Here is a 13,629-nt window from a genome sequence, read left to right as displayed (position 1 = left end):
ATGTTTTTTTTTAAGATAATTGAATGTTTAACGACTTGTATAGCGCTTTAATGTAAACCATTTGTTTTTCCTTGATTTTTTTTATTAAGTTGTGTTTTACTAGAATGTTTGAGTCTCGGCTTATTGCTTCCTGTTTTCTTTTAAGTTCTTTTGCAAGCTTGCTTACAGTATTTTTTTCTTCTTGGTTTTTAATTAAGTGTATTAAAAGCTCTAATCTTTTCGGGGAAAGAATTCCTTGCAATTCACCCAAATTTTTTAAGTAAAGGGTGTGGGTGCCAGGCACTGCTTTTTTTGGTTCAAGGAATACTTCTCTTAAGTCTTTGTCCATGTGTTCTCCTACTTTAATGATTAATTGCTCCATTTTTGGGCCACCTTAATACATTATAACTCATAAAGTTATATAACATTTTCGGTTATCTTTCCAAAAATTTCTGCCTGTAATGAATCCAGTTTCTTCTGATGTCTTCAATGAATTCTTGGAGTGTTTCAAAGCATTTTTCTTTGTTTAAATATCTTTTTTCAGGTTTTCTGTAAAAGAATTGATGCACATTCACTGCTTCTTTGCTGCTGCAATCATAACGCATTGTCTCAAAGCTTTTCTCCCTGATAATTGCTATATAAACTACTGCAAATTCTTCCACTTCTTTAAAATCAGGCGTGAAAACAAACCTTACAAACAATTTGTTTTCTTTTGCCTTGTCAAGATATTCGCTGAAGCTTTGCTGCCGGTCCTTTTCATTCATTCTCTTAACCAACTCTCTAGTACCATTTCATTATGAAAATAAAATAAAAAGCTTTCTTTTCGTCAATTCACGTTGGAAAATTTATTTAAATTTTTCTGTTTTGTTTTCTTTTCATGAGGGTTGGTTTATTCCTGTTTACTGCATTGTTTTTGTTCCTGCTTCTCTTGAGCGGCTGCTTTGAGGAGAAGAAGCTCTTTGAGGCAAGGAATGACTGCATTGTGTTGTCTCAGAATTCTGCTTCTTCTATTCCTGATTGCAGTTCGCAGGAGGAATGCTTTAATTCTGTAGAGAAAAACTTTTTTTCTTTTGACCAAAGTATTTTTTCATTTAATTCTAATAGGCGATTGCATGAATTCAAGAACCATTTGGCTGCCTCCTGGCTTTATTTCAACAAGGCTTTGAAGGAGATTAAGACCATTAATTCCTTGTGCTCTTCTGGTTCGACTGAAATCCTGCCTTCCCATGTGAACGAATTGAATTTTTTTCTCTCCAATTCCCTGCAGGAATATGATTCTTCCATGAAGGATTCAATTGCCTTCGTTGAACTGGAATCAGATTCATTGGATGGAGAGAAGATTTCTCTGGTGAAAGAGGAAGCCCTCTTTGATGACTTCATTCTCTTCAATAATGAATTGAATGAATTAGGCCAGAAATCAATTAGTTTTGATGCTAATTCTTTTGCCTCCCAGTACAAGTTGAAGGCATCAGAGTTGAGCGCTTTTTTTTCTGAGAATGGCTTTAAGAGCGATTACCTGCAGGAATTCAATTCTTATGATTTGCTTGATTTCATGGAGAAGCGCACTGTGGAGAATATTCAGTCAAAAAATATTTTTGTTCCTGTAATGAAGCTGGCTTTTTCGGGAATAATTTCTTTCCTTGAGAGACAGGATGAGTTTGCAAGAACAATCAAGATTTTGCGTTCAATGCCTGCTTTTTCTTTAATGGAATTCTATGATTCTGTTGCAGGAAGCAGGAATTCTGTTGCAGCCTCTTTTGCTTTACTTGTTCAGAATGATGCACTGCACCGCTCTCAATTACAGCAAAAGTCTTCTGCCCTTGAATCGGAATTGAATAAAAAATTTACTGAAATTGATGATAAATTGAATTCTCAGGACCTTTCTTTTTTTGAGGGCTTGAATCAAAATTTTTTGTCTTCCTTGAATGATTCTTTTGTTTCGTCTTTTATTTCTTCTTCTGAAGAAGCTTCTTTCTCTGATTTAGGGTCCTTTAAGTCTGATTCTTCTGCAAAACTCAGTGAATTGAAGCAAGACTTCTTTTCTCTTCAGCAGGGCTTCTTTTTAGGCAGGATTTCATTGCCTGAAAAGCTTAGCAAACTGAAGGCCCTTTCTTTGTCCGTAAATCAGTTTAATTCCAAAATTGATTTCTTCAGCTCTGATGCAGTCAACGGTCTTATTGCTTTGTGTGATGCAAGAATTAATTCAATTGCTGGAACAAAAGTTCCTGAAGGCCAAAAGGATTCCATTGAGCTTTTAGACCTAAAGGCAAGGCTTGATTTCAGGGTTTTGGAGTACAGGAATTCCTCTGAACCAAAAGATAAGATTTTTTTCTGCTTTCAGGTTCTGGCTTCATTCACAAGGTTTGATTCTGCTTCAAAAGATTTTTCTTCTTTTCAGGCAGCGAACTCAATGAAGTCCAAGGACTGCTTTGATTTTCTTGATAGGGCTTTCTCTTCTGGCTTGGATTTAAGCAATTTTTTGGAGGGCTTCAATCAATTAAAGGAATTAAAGGCTGATACTTCAATCGATCCTTCAGTTTTAGCGGGTCAGTGCTCTGGCCTCGAGTCTTCAGTTGAGTCTTTTCTTTTCTCTGAAAACGAGGCGATTGCAAGGATTAACTCCAATTATTCTGAGGCCTCAAAACTGATGTCTTTGACTGAATCTAATTCTTTCCCCCAAAAAGAGAACTTCGCCAATGTTTTCTCTTCTTTGAGCAAGTACTTTTCTGAAGGAAAATTAAATTTAAATAATTCAATTGGTTCCCTGGATGAAGTTGATTCCTTGCTTTCGAGCTTTGCCTCAAACCTTGAAGGTTTTGTTTCAGAGCAAATTCAAAAAAAGGTTTCAGAGAAAGCAGAATTCTTTTTTTCTGGCGTGCCTGAGATTGAACTAAACAAGCCTTTTTCTGCGCGAGCAAGGCTCTCCCTAAACAACAATTTCAGTTTCTCTATAAGCAAACCTTTAACTTTAGGAATTCCTTTTGATTATCCTGACTCCCAAATTATTCTAGTTTCCTTTTCTTTTAATGTTATTGCAGCGAGAGTAAAGGATAATGCGATTTTGATTGACTTGAATTCTCTTCCCGAAGGCCTTACTTTAATGGAGTTTGATTTGAATAAAATGGTTTTAAGCTCTGAAGAAAAAGAGGAACTTCTTTTTTCAGACCAGTTCAAGGCTGTTGTTGAAAAGAAGGTTTCCTTTAATTCAAAGCCTTTGGCTTCAAGGGTGAGGCTTTCAGTTGAATTAGGCGAAAAAGCTTTTGACTTGTTTGCTTTCTTTAACGGCAAAAGCATTCCCTTTTCTTTTTATTCAGGCAAGGCATTTTTTTTGCTTGAAGGGCTCAAGGGAAATGATTCGATGCTTTTGTATTATTCTCTTCCTGAACCAATCTCACTGCAGTTGTCTCTTTCTTCCCAGCAGAAGACTGACTCAAACAGCCAGTCAATTTTATATGATTTGATTGTGGGAAACAATTCTTCTTTTTCCTTTGATTCAGTGAACTTGGTTCTTCCCCTGGATTTTGATTCAAAGAACATTAAGCAGGCGAGCCTTTATTCCTCTGACGGAATCGAAATTAAAACTAAAGTTCTCTCCAATAACAGCCTTTCTTTTTCTTCCGGTAAAATTCTGCCTGGCCAGGCAAGGAATTATTCCCTGAAAATTTTGATTGAAAACCAGAAGGATTACTGGCTTTCCTTCAGGCAAAAGCTTGAGGGCGATTTGGGTGAACTTCTCCTTTCTTCTAATAATAAAATCTCCCTGAAAGCAAAAGAATTGGAGGGTGAGTTTAACTCAATTTCTTTTTCTGGTTATTCCTCTGATTCAGAAATAAAAAGTTTAACTGAATTAAGAGAAAAAACCAATGATCTTCTTTCATTGAATAATTCTTCCGTTAATTCAAGGCTCTCTTTCGATGAATTGAAGAATTCAATCAAAAGCAAATTGGATGAAGCAGGGCAGAACATTCAATTCCTTAAGGACTCAAATTTTTTTTCTCAGGCTTCTTCCTTAAAGGAAAAATCCGTGAAAGCAATGCAATTGCTTGGGGAAGCAGAATCCATTTTTGCAAGCTCAGAAAAAGAATCATTCAACTTGTTGTTTGAGGCTAAAAGCCTTCTTGAGGGCTCTGAAATACAACCTCTTGCAAAGCTCATTGGCTCAAAGCAGAAGGAATTAAAGGACTCCTTGCGTAAAATTCTTTCCTCTGATTTTTTCCAACAAGAGCTTTCTCCCTTAAAGAATGAATTCCTTTTTTTGGACGAAGGGCTTTCCTTTGCTCTGGCTGAAAATGACCTGAATAAAGCTCAAAAATCTTTGCTTGAATTGGGCTCCAGGGCCTCAGACTTAAATTCTTCTTTCATGGAACTTGCTTCAAAAAAGCTTTCAGGATTGAAAGAAAAAATCAAGGGCCTAACAGAAAATTCTAAAACAAAAAAGTTATTGGAGTCATTCAATAAATTGTTTTCTGGGGGTATACCAAAAAATTATGTTCTGCCCCTTACAAAGAGCAGGCTGGAGAAAATCAAGCTGAAATTGGATTCGCTGCAACAGGACCTTTCTTTTGACTCAAAGTTCCAAGAATTCTTGGAGGCAGTTGACTCAAATGATTTTGAGAAGGCCTTGAGCAAGGCTTCTTCTGTTGAATCAAAATTGAATAAAGAGAACAGCAAATTTTCTGTTTTAGAACAAGAGCTTGACAGCGCTTTCAATAAGATAAGGGAAGACAGTTTCGCTGAACTCGAGACTGCAGCAAAACTTCAGGAAAACTACGGCTCAAAGGAATCTGAGGTCCTCCTCTCAAAAGCCCGTAAGACCTTTAATTCAAACAATTTTTTTGACTCAATCAATTTCTCCAGGCAGGCGAGGAATGCAATGGGAAAGCCCCAAAGCTTTCTTCCAATTGTTGCCCTGGTTCCTTTGGCTGCCATTGCATTGATTTTCTGCTTCATGAAATTCAGGCGCCCAAACAACAGAACAAAAGAAGAAGAAAAAGTCAAGCTGAGAAGGCTGCCAAAGAAGGATTAATAGGAAATTAATTCACCTAAAATAGATGTATGCATAGAAGAATATTCCGATTATGAGCATTATTATTCCGACCGAAAGGCCCAGATTGGATTCAGGACTCCTGTACTCTATGATTGTTTCGTCGCAGTTGAATGTGTAAGCATTTACATCAGTGAAGCTTGCAATGCAGTTTAAGGGGAACTTCCCTTGAGTGTTTGCTGTTGCATTGAATTTGAAGTATAATGTCTGGTTTGACTGTATTACGTCAATCTTTCTCTCCAGGGCCCCTTGAAAGAATAATTCTTGGGGTACAATCAATTTAGCGCTGGCATTGTATAATGGGTTGGAGCCGTTGTTTTTGACTGCAAGGATTACCTCGGAGTTTTCCCCTAAAAGATTTATTGGGTTTGAAAGAAGGATTACTGGCTCTAAGGTATTGGGCTCTATTGGAACTACCTCAGGGTAATTGGAGTAAATTGTTTCCTGCTCCCCAAACACGTTGGTGAAGGTTGCCTGTGCTGCAGGCAGAACCCTTGTATTGGGGTTTGTTATCCTTACTGTGAACTCTAGTTTTGCTTCTTGCCCTGGTCCTAGTTCTCCATTCCATTCTGTTGCACCAGAAATTGCTTTTACATCTTCTCTGTCTATTTCGGGCTTCTTCTGTTTTATTTCTGCATAGGTTTTCTCGCTGCCGTAATTCTTTAATTTGACTGTGACCTTAATTTCTTCCCTGAGCTTCGGGTGTTTTACGCTTACTTCTTTTGTGAATGAGCCTTCAGGGAAATAAGGCATCAAGTATGTCCCAATCATTGAGTTAGGCAGTATATCTGTTTCGATTGTTGCATTAGATGTCCCGGCGCAAATCCTCAGAGTGTTGTTTTCCTTTACTTTTTCTGCTGGAAGAACAATCCTGCTCCACCCATTCAAGAATTCCGGTGCTTTCACTTCCTTGAGCGCTGTATTCTCGTCGTTCAGGTAAACCGCAATTCCAGCAGGCTGCTGGGGCAGAGGCTTGAATTCTGCATGCACTGAAAGAACAACAAATTGGCCTTCGCTTGGAAGGCTTGTTTGGTAGAATATTATTTGCTCGCAGTCTTCCTGCTGGACCCCGCTTACGATGAATGTGTCTTTGTAGCCCATTTTCTCAAAGCTTTGCTCTGAGATAACTGCAGCGCTTGCTGATGCAAGGACAAAAGCAAAAAAAAGCGGTATTAGAATGAATTTTGTTTTCATTTTGTTTTCCTTTTGATTTCTTTAATAATATATTTTAGGCTTCTCTTTAAATTTTTCTCGTTTTTTGCTTGTATTATTTTGCTTTTAGGGTAATTTTTTAGGGCTTTTTTGAGGCAGTAGCCTGTTTCCTCGCAGAATAAGTTCTCCTGAACCTTCAATTCACTGTAGCCTTTTCTCTTAAGTCTTTTCTTCAATTCCTTTGGGTTGGTTTTCAGCACCATAATGCAATCTATGTTCTTTAATCTTGTTTCGCAGAGCAGGTGACCTTCCACTACAATGTTTTTTTCTCTTGCGAGCAGCTTGTTCAATTCTTTCCCTAATTTTTTTATTTCAATTACTTTTTCTTTTTTTTCCTTTTTCACAAGGTCTTTTTTCTGTGCGAATTGCAGTTCATTTAATAACTTGCATTTGAATTCTTTTGCAATTTTCCTTGCTATAGTGCTCTTGCCTGTTCCAGGGGTTCCCGTAACTATAATTCTCATAGATTATTTTTTTGCAGGCAAAGAAAGAAAAGAGAATCAGTGTTTGTATTATTCAGAGAATTGTATTGAGTGTTTTCAGGCCTTTTTTGTTGATAAAAAATTTTTTGTTTAATGCAAGTTCTTCATTTTCCATTTTTATTCCGCATTCAAGGGCCTTGCATAATTTTTCTGCTTTTGCTTTGTCCATTTTCTTTCACTCATTTTTTTTATAGAATTAAATAATATGATGCTTCCATTTAAATTTTTTTCGGTTGAAAAAAAATCCAAAAAAATTTTTATGTAAAAGTAAGGAAAGCAAAGCGCTTTCTTAATGTAGACACTCAAAAACAAAAATAGAAAATTTATGTAGTACAAAAGCAGTTTGGCAAAAGAAAAAATGGTTATGTATAAATAATATTTTTGGCTTTCTTTCACTTCAATCTTACACTATCTAAGTCTCTTATTGCTGTGCTGTTTATCTGGAATTTATTTGAAATATATTTTGCGAACTCTACTGCTTTATCTTTTTCTCCGTGGTCTACAAGAATTCTTTTAGGCTTTGGGTTTAATGTTCTTATGTAGTTCACCAACTGGTTTCTGTCACTATGACCTGAGAATCCTTCTACTGTTTCCACTCTCATGTTGATATTTAATGCTTTTGTTTTTCCGTTCCCTGCATTTACTGCAAGGGTCTTCGTTCCACCCTGAATCCTTCTCCCCAATGAACCTTCACCTTGATATCCAACAAAGATTAATGTATTTCTAGGGTCTTCTGCCGTCTTGTGCAGGTATTCCACTGAAGGCCCTCCTGTGAGCATTCCTGATGAAGCCAAGAATATTGAACCTGACTCTGATATTATTTGGTCTCTGTTCTTGTTGTCCACTACTTGGAATAATTCTGAGGTGAAAGGAGAATCATTTTGGAGAACTCTCCTCTGAACTGCTTTCCTTAAGTATTCAGGGTATGCTGTGTGAATTGCTGAAGCTTCTTTTGTCATTCCGTCAATGTATACCTTTCCTTCGAGCATTCCTCTCCTGTAGTATTCTTCTATTACCAGCATTATTTCTTGTGCTCTTCCAACAGAGAAAACAGGGATTAATACATTTCCTTTGCTGTGAATTGTTTCTTTTATTATTTGAATAAGTCTTTCCTCTGACTGCTGCCTTTCAGGCTGGATGTCTTCTCTGCCCCCGTAAGTGCTTTCAATTATGAGTGTTTCGAGTCTTGGGTATTTCAAGTTAATATTATTGAATAATCTTGTGAATCCGTACTTTAAGTCTGAGCTGTAAATTAAATTATGTGCGCCTTCCCCTATGTGCAAATGTACTGAAGCACTGCCTAGAATGTGTGCTGCATTGTGGAAGGTCAGCCTCATGTCCGGCGCAATGTCTGTTACCTCTCTGTATTCTCTTGGAATGCAGTATTTTATCATTTCCTTTACATCCCTTTCATTGTATGGAGGCTCTTTTCCTTCTTTCACTGCAACATCAATGAAATCGAATTGTAGTAATGCCATTAAGTCTCTCGTTGGGCGGGTACAATAGATTGGTCCGCGATATCCTAATTTGAATAAGTATGGCACAAAGCCTGAGTGGTCTACATGGGCGTGGCTTATTGCTATTGCATCCAATTGGTCTATTGGGAATCTTATTGCGTCAAAGTATGGGTAGGGTTGTTCGGAGTTTGCCACATCTATCCCGCAGTCTAAGAGGACTTTTGTTTCTGGTGTTTCAATCAGTATTGCGCTTTTTCCTACCTCTCTGAATCCTCCTAATGCTGTCATTCTTATCCAGCCGTTGTTTTTTGGAAGTTCCCTGTAAATCTTTTTTGCTGTTTCTTGGAGTATCTTTTTTCTTTCAGCGCTGTACTTGTGCAGGTGATGCCTTATTCCTTTCAGTATATCTGATTCTGATGTTGGGCTCCTTAATATATTTGGAGTCCATCCTGTTTTGAGTATTATTTCCTTTGATGTCTGCCCTTCTTTTCCTATGACCAAACCAGGCTTTACTGCTTCTATTACTACCTCGCTGAACGCTGGGTTGAAGTATATTTCTTTTATTCCTGCTCCTTGTGGTACTATTTCCTGTATTGTTTTTTTGGCTTGCTCTTCTTCTATCAGCAGGCTTTTGTCTGTTCTGATGTTTACCCTTTTCTTCAGGTCAAAGGCTATTTTTGCAACGTAGTTTTCGTTCTCAAAAAAAGCTTTCGGGTTTCTGGTGTATATTGCTACTTCTGGGCCTTCCATTTCAATGCTTGTTATCTGTGTTTCTTCTGGAAGGCTTGAAGTAACTATTTCCTTGATTTCCTTTAGTATTTCCATTTTTTCACTTTAGTGACTGCAAAATAAAATTTAATAATAAGTAATTGCCTTGCCTTGATATGATTCTGCAATAATTTTTAATTAATTAAAATAATCAATTTTTTTTCTCTCTTAGTTGCTTTCAATGTATGATTGCACTTCTTCGTCCTTGAGCTCTCTCACGCCTTTCTTGCTTACCACTGTTACATTAATTGACCTTCCGCCTGAAAATATGTCCCTCTTTTTTGCTGACTTCACTGCATTCACTGCTAATTTTATTCCTTCTTCTTCGCTCAATTCTTTCCTGTAGTTTGAGTCCAAGTGCGACAATGCAAGTTCTGTTCCTGAACCGCTTACAGCATATTTGTCTCTCGGGAGAACGCCCCCACTAGGGTCTACATCGTAGATTTCTGGTTTTGTGTTTATTCCTCCAATAATGAACTGCACTAAAAACGGGTAAAAGCGGTTTGCATTGAGTATGTTTGAAATGTAATTGGCTAATGCTTTCGGGTTCATCTTTTTTTCTCTTTCTATTTCGTACCATTTGGAGTGGCTTTTAAGGAACCTGATTAAGGTAGCGCAGTCTCCTACTGAGCCTGCTATTGTTATTGCAATATTTTCAGTAATCTTATAGATCTTTTTTGTCTCTTCATCGTATGCAAGGTTTCCCATTGATGCTCGCATGTCTGAAGCTAATACTACGGCTTCTTTTGTAATTAAACCCACTGTAGTAGTTCCAGTCTTTATCTCTTTGCTTGAAGTCATTTAAGTTCCCTTAAAAAAATCAGTTTTTTAATGCCTATCAATCATATTTCCTTTCCTAAAAGTTTAAAAAGGTTTTGAATTCAGGCCTTTTTTTCTTCCTTTTATCTTTGCACTGGCACTATGATGTTTGCTATGTTCACAAAGTATTTTAGGGCGTAGACTTCAAGGAAGGCTGCGATGACCACAATCAGGATTGAAATTATGAGTATTATGAGGGCCTGGTTTATTAGGTGGAAGAACCTGTCATCAAATATTTTTTCTTTGGTTAGGCTTTGGGATGCTATTGCCCCTGAAATTGCTGCAGTTAAATAGGCCATTGCTTCTGCTATTGTGTGCGGGAGAACTGCAAGCATTATGAAAATAAAGTATCTCAGAGGGTTTGCTTCTGCTATTGGCATGAAGCTTAAAGCCCTTTGTGCGAATGCTATGCCCCATACTGATGCATTCCAGCCTATAATGAATATGGCCCCAAAGCCGAAAATTATTGAGACAATAAGGGTTATTATTAGAACGCCTAAATTGTTTTGGATTATTTTAATGAATTGCGTTTTGTTTTGTTCTGATTCGTCTGTTGTTTCTTCTGCTGCAAAGCCTGTAGCGCTCTGTCCTGTAATCATTTTTATTACTTGCACTTGTTCTGCAAACATCTTGTCTGAGGTTAAAAGCACTTTCTCTCCTTTTTCGTTGAAGTACTGCAATTGGATTATGCCGCCGTATTTCTCTGTTGAGTAAACTGGCTGTGATTCTGATGGCAGCATTAAGGTAAATGCAGAGAAAACAAAGAATATCCCAAAGAAAGAGAACAGGTAGGCAAGGATTAAGTGCTTGTGGTCGTCCCATAATCCCCTCAATGAAAACTTTATACCTTTCACTTTGAATTCTGTAAGTTTGATGTTTCCTTCAATTATTTCTTTTTCTCTTCCCTCCATTAAAACTAATTGTTCTATTAGCTTGTTGATTGGAGGCATCATTGCCATTGAAGTAAAGAAAACAGAAACAAGACCTGTGTGCTGCGGGAAGAAAAGGAAGGCAACCGCTATTCCAATTATTGCGTAGAATGCCCCCATTACGAAGGCATTCCTTGCCTTGGACTGCACGCCCAAAGAATCAAACACCCTGCTTAGAACCATTTCGATAAATAGTATGCATTATCCTTTAATAATTTTATTGCGTGTTCTCTTTTTCTTCTTCTTTTTTTTCGAATTCGTCTACAAATTTCACTTTTTCTATTCCTTGCACGTGCTCTAGTACTATTGAAGAGAATATTGGCCTTAGCTGGAATGATTCCAAGGCTTCTTTTCCTTTGAGTTTTATTTCTACTTCTTTTTCCTTGAATTCGATTTCTGGCTCCTTTGCTTTAGGGAAGTATTTTCCTAGGAGTGCCTGAACTTGCTCTTTTTTTTCTTTGAGCACTTTCTCTATTTTTATCTTGTACTCCAGGCTTTTGCCGGCAAGCTCGTGGTTGAAGTCCACTCTAACCCTGCCCCCTGAAATGCTCTGCACTTTCCCTATTAATTCATTCAATTCTACTATCATTCCAGGGTAAGGAGAGAGATTTCTTGCCCTGAATTCCTGTAATGGAATTACCCTCACCAATTCTGCTTTTCTTTCCCCGAAGGCCTGCTCTGGTTTTAAGATAATAATTCTTTCTTCTCCTTCTTTCATTGGAAGGATTTGTTCTTCTAATGCTGGAAGAAGCTCTTTATGGCCTAAAATTATTGTTACTGGCTTTTCTTTTGTTTCATCGAATATTTTTTCATTGCTTAAGTCTTTTCCTTGAAAGCTTAAAAGCACTATGTCTCCGTTGTTCATTTTGTTTTTCACCTTTCATTTACTGTTTTATTTATTAATTTTTTCAGCAAAACAATTATTAATCTGCATTTTAATGGCTTTTTTTATGAAGATAAAGACTTTCGGAAGCTGGTTTGTGATTATTGTGATGGTTGCTTCGACCATTGGCTTTGCTATTTATTTCACTGAAAGGGGCGATGAGGGAAGTTCTTCATCCCCTAATAACAATGAGCCTTCCCAGCCTAACCTTGTTTCTGTGAGCGCCCAGGATATTGACGCAAGGGTTGTTGAAGTCCTTTCAAGGATTGTTCTTTCTGCTGGAACAGATGAGGCAGAGAAGGAGGTAATTGACGCCCTGCTCTTTAAGGCAAACGGCATTGAAGAGGTTAACTCTCGTTATTCCCAGAACAGCCAGAATTACGGCATTAGGGGTTCCCTGCTTTATATTGCCGAGATTTCATTCAATAATTCTTCTACAAATGCTGAAAAGATCTTCAATGAAATAAATGATAACACTAAAGGAGTGCTTTTGGATGCAAGCGCTTACGAGATGGCTTTAATCAGCGTGCCAGAGAAGATTGAATTTGTTAATTCTGACATGAATTTGGCTCAAAATTATTCTTTTAATGACTTGGTTCTTTCCTATGTAGGTCTTGATGCCCTGAAGGAGGACCAATTAAAGGTTTCCATTGAAGCGGACTTTGACGGAAAAAGTATACTGAATCCCGTGTCTTTTATGACCTCAAATATTACTGGCGCAACAAAAAGCCTTTCAGGGCAATTAGAGCTTCCCGTAAAAAGTTTGTTTGACAATGTTTCCTTTTATGCTGACTTGAATTATTCTTTTTACGAAAAATATTCTGATGCTAATGCCTTGAAGCAGGAGCTCTCCTCTTTTTCAGGCATTTTAGGCTCAAATATTGAAGTGTTGCCTGCGGAGAGGGCATTCTCTCTTTCAATTGACGACAATTCCTTTTTCCTTAAATCACAGGACTTCAATTCAATGCTTTCAGCTGACACAGGAATAAAAGGCTTCAGTTTTTATAGCGGAGAAAAATTTGCTGTTCAAATCAATTTTGTTGAAGGAGCAAAAATTGATGAAGTAAAAGACAGCATTTCCTTGATGCTTGCAGACCTGAATGTTGTTAAATCAAAGTATTCTTTCATTGAATCAAGGGCTGCAGTGAGCGGCGACTTGAATATTTCAGTTGACGCAAGCCAATTCAAGAATTCTTTCTCTGAATTCCTGTTCTCCAATTACTTTAATCCCGATTCATTTAACTTAAAGCAGAAGGCCTCTTTTGAGGCAGCCTCTTTTTATGACGCGGACTCCAATTCTTCCTTTGTCTATGACCAGAACTCTTTTTTTGGCTTGATTGACGCGGGCAGAAAGCAAGGCGATTTAGTGAAATTGCTTGTCTATTATGAGGGCTACAGGGGCAAAGCACTAAATGTGAGAGCAATTGAGGCGCCGAAAGAAGAAGTTTTAACAGTGCCCTGATTCAGCAAAGCTTTTTAATTTCTTTTTCTTTATTTCTTGCGGTGACTTAAAAATGACTTTTGAGATTGAATTGTTCTGGGTTTTCATTGCGCAGGTGATTAACATAATCCTTGCAATTGTAATCCTGTTCAGGCTGACCAGAATACACAACTATAAGGCGTACAAGTAAAAGCAATTATTTTTTCTTTAAGAGAAAGATTGCCCCTGCTAAGTCTCCCTCTGATTTCTTTAATGCGCCCACTGCCCTCTCCCTTGAACTGCCTGTCTGCTGCATGACCATTTCAATGTCTTCTTCTGGAACCTCTTCTTTCTTCTCTTTCTCTGTTCCGCCCATTACAGTGTAAATCTTCTGTCCTTGCGCAAGCATTACTGTGACGTTTGGTTCCTCTATTTCAATGTCTTTTCCGTTCTTTAATTCTACTATTACCTTTTTTGCCTCTATTTCTTCGGATTTAATTCCGAACTGTTTCAGCATGCCCTGCATTTGTTTTGGATTCATTTTTCCTAGCCCTGGAAACATGTTTTTTTTGCCTCCTTTAATGCAATATTAATTGTTTCTGGCATTAAATTTATTAATTGCTTTAGCTTATTTTT

The 13,629-nt window shown here is 37.6% G+C and carries 12 protein-coding genes; 2 read left to right on the top strand and 10 right to left on the bottom strand.

What is annotated here, in order from left to right:
* Positions 1-10: 10 nt before the first annotated feature.
* Together AB1467_04435 and AB1467_04430 are read right to left on the bottom strand one after the other, a co-directional pair.
* The gene (locus AB1467_04435) at positions 11-361 is read right to left on the bottom strand and encodes a hypothetical protein (protein ID MEW6295512.1); all 351 of its coding nucleotides are present in this window, start codon (positions 359-361) and stop codon (positions 11-13) included.
* 52 nt (positions 362-413) lie between these two features.
* Positions 414-743 carry a hypothetical protein gene (locus AB1467_04430; GenBank protein ID MEW6295511.1) on the bottom strand — a complete coding sequence of 110 codons (330 nt, stop codon included), beginning with the start codon at positions 741-743 and terminating at the stop codon, positions 414-416.
* 113 nt (positions 744-856) lie between these two features.
* On the opposite strand from AB1467_04430, the gene AB1467_04425 reads away from it, so the two are divergent.
* Complete coding sequence (locus tag AB1467_04425; protein ID MEW6295510.1) at positions 857-5,005, top strand: hypothetical protein; 4,149 nt, start codon at positions 857-859, stop codon at positions 5,003-5,005.
* Between the two features lie 12 nt (positions 5,006-5,017).
* Here AB1467_04425 and AB1467_04420 read toward each other — a convergent pair whose 3' ends face one another.
* The 7 genes from AB1467_04420 to AB1467_04390 all read right to left on the bottom strand — a co-directional run bounded on the left by AB1467_04420 (position 5,018) and on the right by AB1467_04390 (position 11,555).
* Complete coding sequence (locus AB1467_04420; GenBank protein MEW6295509.1) at positions 5,018-6,217, bottom strand: hypothetical protein; 1,200 nt, start codon at positions 6,215-6,217, stop codon at positions 5,018-5,020.
* Positions 6,214-6,699, bottom strand: a complete 486-nt coding sequence (locus tag AB1467_04415; GenBank protein MEW6295508.1) for an AAA family ATPase — start codon at positions 6,697-6,699, stop codon at positions 6,214-6,216. The genes AB1467_04420 and AB1467_04415 overlap by 4 nt, the downstream gene beginning before the upstream one ends.
* A 52-nt stretch (positions 6,700-6,751) precedes the next feature.
* Complete coding sequence (locus AB1467_04410; protein ID MEW6295507.1) at positions 6,752-6,886, bottom strand: hypothetical protein; 135 nt, start codon at positions 6,884-6,886, stop codon at positions 6,752-6,754.
* A gap of 223 nt (positions 6,887-7,109) precedes the next feature.
* Positions 7,110-8,999 (bottom strand): beta-CASP ribonuclease aCPSF1, encoded by a 1,890-nt coding sequence (locus AB1467_04405; GenBank protein ID MEW6295506.1) that lies wholly within the window; start codon positions 8,997-8,999, stop codon positions 7,110-7,112.
* Between the two features lie 111 nt (positions 9,000-9,110).
* Positions 9,111-9,743, bottom strand: coding sequence for a proteasome subunit beta (locus tag AB1467_04400; protein MEW6295505.1), 633 nt, complete (start codon positions 9,741-9,743; stop codon positions 9,111-9,113).
* Positions 9,744-9,844: 101 nt separating this feature from the next.
* A complete protein-coding gene (locus AB1467_04395) occupies positions 9,845-10,873 on the bottom strand; it encodes a stage II sporulation protein M (protein MEW6295504.1) in 1,029 nt (342 codons plus the stop codon).
* Between the two features lie 34 nt (positions 10,874-10,907).
* Positions 10,908-11,555: a peptidylprolyl isomerase gene (locus AB1467_04390; GenBank protein ID MEW6295503.1), complete on the bottom strand. Its 648-nt coding sequence runs from the start codon at positions 11,553-11,555 to the stop codon at positions 10,908-10,910.
* Positions 11,556-11,640: 85 nt separating this feature from the next.
* Here AB1467_04390 and AB1467_04385 point away from each other — a divergent pair, with 85 nt between their 5' ends.
* Complete coding sequence (locus AB1467_04385) at positions 11,641-13,035, top strand: hypothetical protein (protein ID MEW6295502.1); 1,395 nt, start codon at positions 11,641-11,643, stop codon at positions 13,033-13,035.
* 175 nt (positions 13,036-13,210) lie between these two features.
* On the opposite strand, the gene AB1467_04380 is transcribed toward AB1467_04385, so the two are convergent.
* Positions 13,211-13,555, bottom strand: a complete 345-nt coding sequence (locus AB1467_04380; GenBank protein ID MEW6295501.1) for a nascent polypeptide-associated complex protein — start codon at positions 13,553-13,555, stop codon at positions 13,211-13,213.
* Between the last annotated feature and the right edge of the window lie 74 nt (positions 13,556-13,629).

The organism is Candidatus Diapherotrites archaeon (assembly GCA_040755695.1).
Taxonomy (GTDB): domain Archaea; phylum Iainarchaeota; class Iainarchaeia; order Iainarchaeales; family 1-14-0-10-31-34; genus JBFMAK01.
Note: the sequence above shows the minus strand (reverse complement) of the source record. Positions and strands in the feature narration are given on the sequence as shown.

Excerpts from the sequence above, each read along its gene's own strand:
- AB1467_04430 (MEW6295511.1), bottom strand. The coding sequence starts at position 743 with ATGAATGAAAAGGACCGGCAGCAAAGCTTCAGCGAATATCTTGACAAG.
- AB1467_04395 (MEW6295504.1), bottom strand. The coding sequence starts at position 10,873 with ATGGTTCTAAGCAGGGTGTTTGATTCTTTGGGCGTGCAGTCCAAGGCA.
- AB1467_04410 (MEW6295507.1), bottom strand. The coding sequence starts at position 6,886 with ATGGACAAAGCAAAAGCAGAAAAATTATGCAAGGCCCTTGAATGCGGA.
- AB1467_04420 (MEW6295509.1), bottom strand. The coding sequence starts at position 6,217 with ATGAAAACAAAATTCATTCTAATACCGCTTTTTTTTGCTTTTGTCCTT.
- AB1467_04385 (MEW6295502.1), top strand. The coding sequence starts at position 11,641 with ATGAAGATAAAGACTTTCGGAAGCTGGTTTGTGATTATTGTGATGGTT.
- AB1467_04415 (MEW6295508.1), bottom strand. The coding sequence starts at position 6,699 with ATGAGAATTATAGTTACGGGAACCCCTGGAACAGGCAAGAGCACTATA.
- AB1467_04390 (MEW6295503.1), bottom strand. The coding sequence starts at position 11,555 with ATGAACAACGGAGACATAGTGCTTTTAAGCTTTCAAGGAAAAGACTTA.
- AB1467_04405 (MEW6295506.1), bottom strand. The coding sequence starts at position 8,999 with ATGGAAATACTAAAGGAAATCAAGGAAATAGTTACTTCAAGCCTTCCA.
- AB1467_04435 (MEW6295512.1), bottom strand. The coding sequence starts at position 361 with ATGGAGCAATTAATCATTAAAGTAGGAGAACACATGGACAAAGACTTA.
- AB1467_04380 (MEW6295501.1), bottom strand. The coding sequence starts at position 13,555 with ATGTTTCCAGGGCTAGGAAAAATGAATCCAAAACAAATGCAGGGCATG.
- AB1467_04425 (MEW6295510.1), top strand. The coding sequence starts at position 857 with ATGAGGGTTGGTTTATTCCTGTTTACTGCATTGTTTTTGTTCCTGCTT.
- AB1467_04400 (MEW6295505.1), bottom strand. The coding sequence starts at position 9,743 with ATGACTTCAAGCAAAGAGATAAAGACTGGAACTACTACAGTGGGTTTA.